Source organism: Streptomyces microflavus (assembly GCF_014650075.1).
GTDB lineage: Bacteria > Actinomycetota > Actinomycetes > Streptomycetales > Streptomycetaceae > Streptomyces > Streptomyces microflavus.
In genome coordinates, this window is record NZ_BMUG01000001.1 from 661812 (window position 1) to 673254 (window position 11443).

An 11443-nucleotide genomic window follows, 5' to 3' on the forward strand; every position below is an offset into this window, starting at 1 on the left:
CTCACGCTTCGCTCCTGGGAGACCTACCGTGCGCAGAGCCCGACCCCGCCCCCGTATCCGCGCCAACAGCCGTGCCGTTGCCGCCCTCGCCCTCTCCACCGCAGCCCTCACCGCCCTCACCGCATGCGGTGCCGCGCCCGAGGAGAAGGCCGCGACCGGTGCCAACGGGGTGAAGTCCACCGAGGCCGCCTCCGTCGCCGACTTCGGCGGGCTGGAGAAGCTCGTCGCCGCCGCCGAGAAGGAGGGCGAGCTCAACGTGATCGCCCTGCCGCCGGACTGGGCGAACTACGGCGAGCTGATCAAGAGCTTCCAGGCCAAGTACAAGGTCAAGATCAAGAGCGAGAACCCGGACGGCTCCAGCTCCGACGAGATAGCCGCCGTCAAGTCCCGCAAGGGCCAGAAGCGCGCCCCCGACGTCCTCGACCTCGGCATCGCCTTCGCCCGCAGCGGCGCCGCCGAGAACCTCTTCGCCCCGTACAAGGTCGCCTCCTGGGACAAGATCCCCGACAGCCAGAAGGACGCGGACGGCCGCTGGTACAACGACTACGGCGGCTACGTCTCCATCGGCTGCGACGCCGCCCGCATCAAGACCTGCCCCGAGACCTTCGCGGACCTGCTGAAGCCGGAGTACAAGGGCAAGGTCGCCCTCAACGGCAACCCGACCAAGTCCGGCTCCGCCTTCGGCGGCGTGTACGCGGCGTCCCTGGCCAACAAGGGCTCGTTCGGGGACATCCAGCCCGGCATCGACTTCTTCGGCAAGCTGAAGAAGAGCGGCAACTTCATTCCCGTCGAGTCCACCCCGGCGACCGTCGAGAAGGGCGAGACGCCGATCAGCATCGACTGGGACTACCTGAACGCCGGGTACGCCGACCAGTTCAAGGGCAAGGGCGTCGACTGGAAGGTCTCCGTACCGACCGACGGCGTGTACGCCCAGTTCTACTCGCAGGCCATCAACAAGGACGCCCCGCACCCGGCGGCCGCCCGCCTGTGGATGGAGTACCTGTACAGCGCCGAGGGCCAGAACCTCTGGCTGAAGGGGTACGCCCGCCCGGTGCTGCTGCCCGCCATGACCGAGGACGGGACGGCCGACAAGACCTTCGTCGCCAAGCTTCCCGCCGTCGAGGGCACGCCGACGTTCCCCTCCTCCGAGGAGCTCGACAAGGCCAACGCAACGCTCTCCGAGAACTGGGACAAGGCCGTCTCCTGATGACCCCTTCCCACCCGACCGCCGCCCCGGGACCCGGGGCGGCCCCTGTGAAGGCCGGTGGCCGTACGCGCCGCCGCCGGCCGGCCCGCGCCTGGCTCGGCGCGCTCCCGCTCCTCGTCTTCGCCGGACTCTGCTTCGGACTGCCCGCCGGCGCCCTGCTGTACGGGGCCATCACCCGTACCGACCCGGTCGCCGGCACCACCGAGTTCACCGGCGAGCACCTCCAGCGCTCGCTCCAGGGGCCCTACCTCACCTCGCTCACCGGCAGCGTCGAACTCTCCGCGCTGACCGCGGCCATCGCCACCGTCTTCGGCGTGCTGATCGCCCAGGCCGTCGTCACCTCCCGGCGCGGCGCGCTGCGCGGGGCCGTGCTCACCGCCTCCGGGGTGCTCGCCAACTTCGGCGGGATCCCGCTGGCCTTCGCCTTCGTCGCCACCCTCGGCATCTCCGGTGTGGTCACCCAGCTCGGCCACCTGGACGCGCTCGGCTGGAACCTCTACTCCTTCACCGGGCTCACCGTCATCTACCTCTACTTCCTCATCCCGCTCATGGTGATCGTCGTCGTCCCGGCACTGGACGGGCTGCGCCCCCAGTGGCGCGAGGCCGCCCGCAACACCGGCGCCACCACCTGGCAGTTCTGGCGCCACGTCGGCCTGCCGGTGCTCGCGCCCTCGCTGCTCGGCGGGTTCGTCCTCCTCTTCGGCAGCGCCTTCGCCGCGCACGCCACGGCCGCCGCCCTCGTCGGCGGCTCCGTACCGCTGGTCACCCTGAAGATCGCCGACGCGCTCTCCGGGAACGTCCTGGTCGGCCAGGAGAACGTGGCGCTGGCGCTGAGCCTCGACATGATCGTGATCGCCGGACTGGTGATGGCGGTCTATCTGCCCCTCCAGCGACGGAGCTCCCGATGGCTGCACTGACCACCGCCGCCCCCGAGGCCCTCGCCCCGGTGAAGGCCCGCCGTACGCGCCCCCGCTACTGGCGCGGTGCCGTCCTGGCGATCGCCGGGCTCTACTTCGTCACCCCGCTGCTCTCCTCGTTCGTCTTCACCGTCCACGTACCGAACCAGGGCCTCACCTTCGAGGCGTACAGCGGCATCCTGTCGGCCGACGGCTTCACCGAGAGCCTCTTCCTCTCGCTCTCCCTCGCCGCCGCCACCATCGCCCTCGCCCTGCTGCTCGTCGTCCCCGCGCTCGTCGCGGTGCGGCTCGGGCCGCCCCGGCTGAGGGCCGTGGTCGAGGTCGTCTGCATGCTGCCGCTGGTGGTGCCGCCGATCGCCCTGGTCACCGGGATCGCCACCGTCCTGCGCTGGGGGCCCGACCACTTCTCGCGCACCCCGCTCTACCAGACCTTCCTCGCCGTGCAGAACGAGTCGTTCCCGGTGGTGCTGGTCCTCGCCTACACCGTGCTGGCGCTGCCGTTCGTGCACCGCTCGCTGGACGCGGGACTGCGCGCGGTCGACGTCCCCACGCTGGTGGAGGCGGCCCGTAACTGCGGGGCGAGCCGGCTGCAGGTGATCGTGGGCGTCATCCTGCCCAACCTGCGCTCCTCGCTCGCCGGGGCCTCCTTCCTCACCCTGGCGCTGGTGCTCGGCGAGTACACCGTGGCCTCGCTGCTGGGCTTCCGGCCCTTCGCGGTGTGGATCGTCACCGTCTCCGGCGCCGAGGCCCGGATGTCGGTCGCCGTCTCCCTGCTCTCCCTGCTCATCACCTGGGCCCTGCTGCTCGTCCTCTCACGCGCCGGAACCGGGTCCGCCACCACCGCCGTCCCGGCCGCCGCCCCCACCCCCGTACCCGGCAAGGAGTAGCCACCCATGTCAGCCCTGCCAGCCCCGTCCACCACCGCCGGACACCCCGAGGCGGCCAGGACCGCCGCCTCCGAAGGGCGGGCCGCCACCGGAGCGCGGGTGGAGTTCCGCTCCCTGCGCCGGGCGTTCGGCCCCACCGTGGCCCTCGACGGACTCGACCTCACCGCCGAACCGGGCGAGCTCCTCGCCCTGCTGGGCCCCTCCGGCTGCGGCAAGACCACCGCGCTGCGGGTCCTCGCCGGGTTCGAGCAGCCGGACTCCGGCGAGGTCCTGGTCGACGGCGAGGACATCACCCCGGTCCCCGCCAACCGGCGTGACGCCGGGATGGTCTTCCAGTCCTACAGCCTCTTCCCGCACCTCAACGCCCGCGACAACGTGGCCTTCGGCCCCCGGATGCGGGGCGTCTCCACCGCCGAACGGCACGCCACCGCGGGCGAGCTCCTCGAACTCGTCGGGCTGCCCGACCACGGCAGCCGCTTCCCGCACCAGATGTCCGGCGGCCAGCAGCAGCGCGTCGCCCTGGCCCGCGCCCTCGCCCTGCGCCCCCGGGTCCTGCTCCTGGACGAACCGCTCTCGGCACTCGATGCCAAGGTCCGGCTCACACTCCGCGAGGAGATCCGCCGCCTCCAGCTCTCGCTCGGCATCACCACCATCTTCGTCACCCACGACCAGGAGGAGGCCCTCTCCATGGCCGACCGGGTCGCCGTCCTCAACGCGGGCCGCCTGGAGCAGTGCGCGCCCCCGGCCGAGCTGTACGAGCGCCCCGCCACGCCGTTCGTCGCCGAGTTCGTCGGCACCATGAACCGGCTGCCCGGCCGGCTGACCGGCGACGGGTCCGTGCAGGTCGCGGGCGCCTCGCTGCCGGTCGACGGGGACATCCCCGCGGGCCGGGGCGCGGTCGACGTCCTGATCCGCCCCGAGAGCATCGGCGTCACCGCCGACCCCGAGGGCATCGCCACGGTCGTCTCGGCCTCCTTCCTCGGCTCGGTCACCCGGGTCCTGCTCGACCTCCCGGACGGCGTCGCGGCCAAGGCCGACCTGCCCTCGCGGGACGCCACGGAGCTCGCTCCGGGTGTACGGGTACGGGTCACCCCGGTCCGCCGCCCGGTGCTCGTCGTGCCCGTACGGGAGACGACGGCGGCCCCGGAAGCCGCCGCCCCCGGCGACAAGGTGGACGCGTGAGGACCTCCGCCCCCGCCGCCGTCCTCTTCGACATGGACGGCACCCTCGTCGACACCGAGGTGCTCTGGTGGGAGACCGCCCGTGAGGTCGCGGCCGGGCTCGGCCACCGGCTGACCGACGCGGACGCGCCGGAGGTGGTCGGCCGGGCCGTCGCCGACACCGCCGCTCATCTGATCGGGGTGACCGGGGGCGACGCCTCCGCCCTCCCCTCCACCGCCGACGACCGGGCCGCCGCGCTGGCGCGCACCGCAGCCGAGCTGACCGACTCCTTCTTCCGGAAGGTCGACGCGGGCGCCCCGCTGCGCCCCGGAGCCGCCGCGCTGCTGGCCTCGCTGGAGGGCGCCGGTGTGCCGTTCGCCCTGGTCAGCGCCTCGCCCAGGAGCGTCGTGGACGCGGTGGTGGCCGGGTCGCTGGCCGGGGTGGACTTCGCCTTCACGCTGTCGGCCGACGACACCGTACGGACCAAGCCGCACCCGGACCCGTACCGCACGGCGGCCGAGCGGTTCGCGGCCGACCCCGCCGCCTGTGTGGCGGTGGAGGACTCCCCGGACGGCACCGCATCCGCCGACGCGGCGGGGTGCGCGGTGCTGGTCGTCCCGTCGCTGCTGCCGGTGGCCCCGGGGCGGGGGCGGACGTTCGCCCGTAGCCTGGAAGAGGTGGACCTCGGGGTGCTGAGCGACTGCCTCCGACGTCCCTGAGGCGTCCGGATCCTGAAATTTGGGGTCCGAAACGAGCGTGATTCGCGCCACCCTTGATCGGGGGTGTGCTCAGATGAGCGTTTTGGTGGTGGCTGCACTTCTGGAAGACCTGGCACTCAGTGCCACGTAACAGTCTTCGAGAAGTGCACTCAGGTGCAGGCTGGTCCGCTCAGATGAGAGCTGAGGGTCAAGAAATGACCATGCTGCCTTCAAGAGCTGAACGGATGGCCGCAGCCCGCTCGTCGGCGAGTTTCTTTAGATCTGCTGGCGGACGGGTGGTTGCGGCCGCATGACGACCAAGTGGACGTACCCATACACCTTCGATCTGGGTATGTTCCTGGCCGTCAGGGCAGCCACCGCGTCCTCGAGGAGTCGAGACCCGTGTCGGAAAACAAAGATCCCCAGAAGTTCGTCTACGACTTCACCGAGGGCAACAAGGATCTGAAGGATCTTCTGGGCGGCAAGGGTGCCAACCTCGCCGAGATGACCAACCTCGGGTTGCCCGTCCCTCCGGGCTTCACGATCACCACCGAGGCCTGCAAGGTCTACCTGGAGAGCGGCGAGGCGCCGACCGCGCTGCGCGACGAGGTGAGTGCGCACCTCTCGGCGCTGGAAGCCCGGATGGGCAAGCAGCTCGGCCAGGCCGACGACCCGCTGCTGGTCTCCGTCCGCTCGGGCGCCAAGTTCTCCATGCCCGGCATGATGGACACGGTCCTCAACATCGGCCTCTCCGACGCCTCGGTGGTCGGCCTCGCCACCCAGTCCGGCGACGAGCGCTTCGCCTGGGACTCCTACCGGCGCCTCATCCAGATGTTCGGCAAGACCGTCCTCGGCGTCGACGGCGACCTCTTCGAGGAGGCCCTGGAGGACGCCAAGGCGGCCAAGAAGGTCACGGTCGACACCGACCTGGCCGCGGCCGACCTCAAGAAGCTCGTCAAGCAGTTCAAGAAGATCGTCGAGACGCAGGCCGGACGCGAGTTCCCGCAGAACGCGCGGGAGCAGATGGACCTGGCCATAAACGCGGTCTTCGACTCGTGGAACACCGACCGGGCCAAGCTCTACCGCCGCCAGGAGCGCATCCCCGGCGACCTCGGCACGGCCGTCAACGTCTGTTCGATGGTCTTCGGCAACCTCGGCCCCGACTCCGGTACGGGCGTCGCCTTCACCCGCGACCCGGCCAGCGGCCACCAGGGCGTCTACGGCGACTACCTCCAGAACGCGCAGGGCGAGGACGTCGTCGCCGGTATCCGCAACACGGTGCCGCTCGCCGATCTGGAGTCGATCGACAAGAAGTCGTACGACCAGCTCATGCAGATCATGAAGACGCTGGAGAACCACTACAAGGATCTCTGCGACATCGAGTTCACCATCGAGCGCGGCCAGCTCTGGATGCTCCAGACCCGGGTCGGCAAGCGCACCGCCGGTGCCGCCTTCCGGATCGCCACCCAGCTCGTCGACCAGGGCCTGATCGACGAGGCCGAGGCCCTCCAGCGCGTCAACGGCGCCCAGCTCGCGCAGCTGATGTTCCCGCGCTTCGACGACGAGGCGAAGACCGAGCTGCTCGGCCGGGGCATCGCCGCATCGCCCGGTGCCGCCGTCGGCAAGGCCGTCTTCGACTCGTACACCGCGATCAAGTGGTCCCGCTCCGGCGAGAAGGTCATCCTGATCCGCCGCGAGACCAACCCCGACGACCTCGAAGGCATGATCGCCGCCGAGGGCATCCTGACCTCGCGCGGCGGCAAGACCTCGCACGCGGCGGTCGTGGCGCGCGGCATGGGCAAGACCTGTGTCTGCGGCGCCGAGGACCTGGAGGTCGACACCAAGCGCCGCCGGATGACGGTGGGCGGCAAGGTGATCGAGGAGGGCGACCTCGTCTCGATCGACGGCTCCACCGGCAAGGTCTACCTGGGCGAGGTACCCGTCGTACCGTCGCCGGTCGTCGAGTACTTCGAGGGCCGGATGCACGCCGGGGCCGACGACGCCGACGAGCTGGTCGCAGCCGTGCACCGGATCATGGCGTACGCGGACCGGGTGCGCCGGCTGCGGGTGCGGGCCAACGCGGACAACGCCGAGGACGCCCTGCGGGCCCGCCGCTTCGGCGCCCAGGGCATCGGGCTGTGCCGCACCGAGCACATGTTCCTCGGTGAGCGCCGCGAGATGGTCGAGAAGCTGATCCTGGCGGACACCGACGACGAGCGCGAGACCGCCCTCGCCGCGCTCCTCCCGCTCCAGAAGGCCGACTTCATCGAGCTGTTCGAGTCGATGGACGGGCTGCCCGTCACCGTACGGCTGCTCGACCCGCCGCTGCACGAGTTCCTCCCCGACATCACCGAGCTCTCCGTCCGGGTCGCGCTCGCGGAGTCCCGCAAGGACGCCAACGAGAACGACCTGCGCCTCCTCCAGGCGGTTCACAAGCTGCACGAGCAGAACCCGATGCTGGGTCTGCGCGGGGTACGCCTCGGGCTCGTCATCCCCGGCCTGTTCGCCATGCAGGTGCGGGCCATCGCGGAGGCGGCCGCCCAGCGCAAGAACGCCAAGGGCGACCCGCGCCCCGAGATCATGATTCCGCTCGTCGGCACGGTCCAGGAGCTGGAGATCGTCCGCGAGGAGGCCGACCGGGTCATCGCGGAGGTCCAGGCGGCCACCGGCACCGACCTGAAGCTGACCATCGGCACCATGATCGAGCTGCCGCGCGCCGCGCTGACGGCGGGCCAGATCGCCGAGGCCGCCCAGTTCTTCTCGTTCGGCACCAACGACCTGACCCAGACGGTGTGGGGCTTCTCCCGCGACGACGTGGAGGCCTCGTTCTTCACCGCGTACCTGGAGAAGGGCATCTTCGGGGTCTCCCCGTTCGAGACGATCGACAAGGACGGCGTGGGCGCGCTGGTGCGCAGCGCCGTGGAGGCCGGCCGGGCCACCCGCCCGGACCTCAAGCTCGGCGTCTGCGGCGAGCACGGCGGTGACCCGGAGTCGGTGCACTTCTTCCACGAGGTGGGCCTGGACTACGTCTCCTGCTCGCCGTTCCGCATCCCGGTGGCCCGCCTCGAAGCGGGCCGGGCGGCGGCCCAGTCGCGGGGGAGCGACAGCCGCTGATGCGGCACGCATGACCAACTCCGGGGATTTATAAGGGAATTGGGCCGGGTCCCTCATCGGCCCGCCACCCTGATGACATCTCCGGAACACCGAGAAGCGGCGGCACCCTGTGCGGGGGTGCCGCCGCTTCGTCTTGCCTGCGGAATATGTGCGCCCCTCGGACCGGAGCGGAATGTGCGCTACCGATGTGTCCTGGAGCACATTGCTTCGTTTAATGCGCAAAGAAGTGTGGGTAGCCATCCGGTGGACCGGGGTGCGGTCCATGGATCCCCACCCATGGACCGCACCCGGCTTACCCCCGTCGGGTACGGAGCCGCACCGTTGCCCACCGCCGCCGAACACACAAAGCCCCCCACGGCCTTCACGTGCTCATCCGGCAGGCACCGGATGCGTACCCGACGTCGTACAGCTTTTCGGGTGAAGCGGAACGGGGCGAGACGTTTCACTTCTGGCCGAAACCCCGTGGTGACCTCCTGTGACGGTCCGCATACCCTTCGGTGGGGGCAATTGCGGATGCAACAGGTGGGGGAGTAGTGCTGCGTATCCATGTGTCCAGGCTGGACCTTTCGCGGGTGCGGATGGCCACGAGACCGGACGCGATGTGGGAAACGATTCTCAGTTTTCACCGGCTGAGAGACCGACGGGCTTCGACGGTGTTCGGGAAATGGCGGACAGAAACGCGAGCTCGGTTGAATGGTGAAGCACAACTGCTGGCGGCGGTCGTCCCGCCCCGCGGCTATTTCCCGGATTTCCTGACCCCCTCACAGGAAGGCGCCGAGCCCTTCGGGCTCGATGTCGGAATGGAGGCCCTGCGCGACACCCCCGCCGACCGCATCCGCCACGAGCTGGACCTGATGGCGGCCGGACGGCGGCGGCAGCGCGGCATGCGGGGGGCCGGGGGCCAGGACGCCGGTGCCGGGCGGCTCACGGCCGCGCTGCCCGCCGCGCTCTCCGAGGGCCGCGCCGAGCCCCTCGGCCGGCTCATCGGCGCCCTGCGCAGCTACCACGACGCCGCCGTCGAGCCCTACTGGCCGCACATCAGGGCCAGCATCGAGGCCGACCGGGCCGTGCGGGGCCGCGCGCTCCTGGACGGCGGGGCCGACGGGCTGCTGGCGACCCTGCCGCCGATGATCCGGTGGCGGGCGCCCGTGCTGGAGGCGGACTACCCGGTCGACCGCGATCTGTATCTGGACGGGCGCGGGCTGCTCCTCCAGCCGTCCTTCTTCTGCCGGGGCACCCCGGTCGTCTACCGCGACCCGTCGCTCCCGCCCGTGCTCGTCTACCCGGTCACCCACACCGGCGCCCCGGAGTTCGCCGAGCCCGGGCCCTGGCTCGGCCGCCTGGTCGGCCACACCCGCTCCGCCGTCCTCCAGGCCATAGGCAACGGCTGCACGACGAGCGAACTGGCCCGCCGGGCCGGGGTGTCGCTCGCCTCGGCGAGCCAGCACGCCTCCGTCCTGCGCGAGGCGGGCCTGGTCCTCACCCTGCGCCACGGCTCCTCGGTGCTGCACACGCTGACCCCGCTGGGCGGCTCCCTGCTCCGGGGCGGCGCCCCGCTCGCCATGTCCTGAACCCTCGCGGTGTCTGAACCCTCGCCATGTCCTGACCGGAGGCCGCCCGGAACTCATGAGAACTCGTCCGGTGTACGGCGATGAGTTCCCGGCGGCCCCGCCGTCTACCCCCTCGAAGGCGCCGGACGGATCACCGCGGCGCACGACGGTACGCGGGAAGAGGAAACGACCATGGCTCAGATGATCTTCGTGAACCTGCCGGTGAAGGACCTGGCGACCTCGAAGGGATTCTTCGAGAAGCTGGGATACGGGATCAACCCGCAGTTCAGCGACGACAAGACCGCGTGTGTGGTCCTCAGCGACACGATCTTCGTCATGCTGCTGACCGAGCCGCGCTTCAAGGACTTCACCAAGAAGGAGATCGCGGACGCGTCGAGGACGACCGAGGTCATCCTGGCGCTCAGCGCCGACAGCCGCGAGAAGGTCGACGAACTCGCCGACGCGGCGCTGGCGGCCGGCGGGTTCCCGGCGGGCGAGACCCAGGACCTGGGCTTCATGTACGGCCGCTCGTTCCAGGACCCCGACCACCACATCTGGGAGGTCATGTGGATGGACCCGGCCGCCGTCGAGGGCCAGGGCTGAACCGCGCGGCCGCACGAGGGGGCTGAACCGCGGGGTGTGCGCCGGGGCCACGGGGGAGCCCCGGCGCACACCCCGCGTGCGTCAGCTGCGGAACGGGCCCGTCACCTCGTACGTGATGCCGCCCGACGAGCTGCCGCTGGTGCCGCGCTGCGAGGAGAAGTAGAGCCGCTTCCCGTCCGGGGAGAACGCCGGACCGGTGATCTCCGAGCCGGACTGGCCGGTGATCCGCAGGAACGGGGCGACCGTGTCGGCGGGCGTGATCAGGCAGATCTCCATGTTTCCGCCGTCCTCCGCCACGTACAGGTCGCCGGAGCCGGCCCGGGTGACGTTGTCGACACCGGTCAGCGGGGCCGCGCCGCCCGTCACCAGGGAGTCGTCGTACGTCAGGGAGATCGACGAGGTGTTCGCGTCGTACGCCCACACCCGGTTGTCGCCCTTGGTGGTGAACCAGCAGGTGCCCGCCGCGTAGAAGCAGCCCTCGCCGCCGTTGAACACCTTGGCGCCGGAGACCTGGTGGCGGGTCTGGGTGGAGGAGGCGGCCGGGTCCGGCACGTTCGCCCAGGTCACCGGCCCCGAGGTGCCCGTACCCGCGACCAGGACCTGGAGCGTGCCGCTCGACAGGTTGCCCCAGGTGGTGGGCCGGAAGCGGTAGAAGCGGCCGTCGCTCTCGTCCTCGGTGAGGTAGATGTACCCGTGGTCGGGGTCCGCTGCCGCCGCCTCGTGCTTGAACCGGCCGAGCGCGGGCCGCCGCACGGAGGCGTTCACACCCCACGGGTCGGTCTCGTAGACGTACCCCCGGGTGACCTCCTCGCAGGAGAGCCAGGTGTTCCACGGGGTGGCGCCGCCCGCGCAGTTGTTGTTCGTCCCCGACAGGATCCGGTACGCGGACGTCACCGTGCCCGAGGAGTTGAACCGCACGGCGCTCGCCCCGCCGCCGCTGCCCGAGGAGACCTCGGCGTTGGAGACGTAGATCCAGCCCGAGCCGTCGGCGTAGGTCGCCCCGCCGTCGGGGGCGCTGTGCCAACGGTAGGAGGTGCCCGCCACGGTCTGCCCCGACCGGGCGATGATGCGGCTGGTGAAACCGCTCGGCAGCTGGATGCCGTTGCCGTTGGCCGCCTGCAGTGCGCCGTACGGGCCGGTGGCCGGCTGGGCGGGTCCGGCGAAGGCGGCGCCGCGCCACAGGGTGCCGCCGAAGGCCGCCGCCGAGGTGCCGACCACCGCCGTGCGCAAGAAGGTCCGACGTTCCACGATCACTCCACGGATGAGTGAGGGCCCGCCGCTCCGGACGGACCGGCGGGTCGCGCGT

At 71.0% G+C, this 11443-nt stretch carries 9 protein-coding genes; 8 read left to right on the top strand and 1 reads right to left on the bottom strand.

What is annotated here, in order from left to right:
• Nucleotides 1–28 precede the first annotated feature (28 nt).
• The 8 genes from IE264_RS02865 to IE264_RS02900 all read left to right on the top strand — a co-directional run bounded on the left by IE264_RS02865 (nt 29) and on the right by IE264_RS02900 (nt 10137).
• Entirely contained in the window at nt 29–1207 is a 1179-nt protein-coding gene (locus IE264_RS02865) for an ABC transporter substrate-binding protein (protein WP_051821647.1), read from the top strand.
• Entirely contained in the window at nt 1207–2124 is a 918-nt protein-coding gene (locus IE264_RS02870; RefSeq protein WP_015608366.1) for an ABC transporter permease, read from the top strand. The genes IE264_RS02865 and IE264_RS02870 overlap by 1 nt, the downstream gene beginning before the upstream one ends.
• The gene (locus IE264_RS02875) at nt 2112–3011 is read left to right on the top strand and encodes an ABC transporter permease (protein ID WP_015608365.1); all 900 of its coding nucleotides are present in this window, start codon (nt 2112–2114) and stop codon (nt 3009–3011) included. Before IE264_RS02870 ends, IE264_RS02875 begins: the two co-directional genes overlap by 13 nt.
• A 6-nt stretch (nt 3012–3017) precedes the next feature.
• Entirely contained in the window at nt 3018–4193 is a 1176-nt protein-coding gene (locus IE264_RS02880) for an ABC transporter ATP-binding protein (protein WP_190167566.1), read from the top strand.
• Nucleotides 4190–4891 carry an HAD family hydrolase gene (locus tag IE264_RS02885; protein ID WP_015608363.1) on the top strand — a complete coding sequence of 234 codons (702 nt, stop codon included), beginning with the start codon at nt 4190–4192 and terminating at the stop codon, nt 4889–4891. Before IE264_RS02880 ends, IE264_RS02885 begins: the two co-directional genes overlap by 4 nt.
• 381 nt (nt 4892–5272) lie before the next feature.
• Nucleotides 5273–7984: a pyruvate, phosphate dikinase gene (gene ppdK / locus IE264_RS02890; RefSeq protein WP_032753173.1), complete on the top strand. Its 2712-nt coding sequence runs from the start codon at nt 5273–5275 to the stop codon at nt 7982–7984.
• A gap of 533 nt (nt 7985–8517) precedes the next feature.
• Complete coding sequence (locus IE264_RS02895; RefSeq protein ID WP_015608361.1) at nt 8518–9555, top strand: ArsR/SmtB family transcription factor; 1038 nt, start codon at nt 8518–8520, stop codon at nt 9553–9555.
• 171 nt (nt 9556–9726) lie between these two features.
• Nucleotides 9727–10137 (top strand): VOC family protein, encoded by a 411-nt coding sequence (locus tag IE264_RS02900; protein ID WP_015608360.1) that lies wholly within the window; start codon nt 9727–9729, stop codon nt 10135–10137.
• Between the two features lie 81 nt (nt 10138–10218).
• Here IE264_RS02900 and IE264_RS02905 read toward each other — a convergent pair whose 3' ends face one another.
• The gene (locus IE264_RS02905; protein WP_032753396.1) at nt 10219–11385 is read right to left on the bottom strand and encodes an alkaline phosphatase PhoX; all 1167 of its coding nucleotides are present in this window, start codon (nt 11383–11385) and stop codon (nt 10219–10221) included.
• Between the last annotated feature and the right edge of the window lie 58 nt (nt 11386–11443).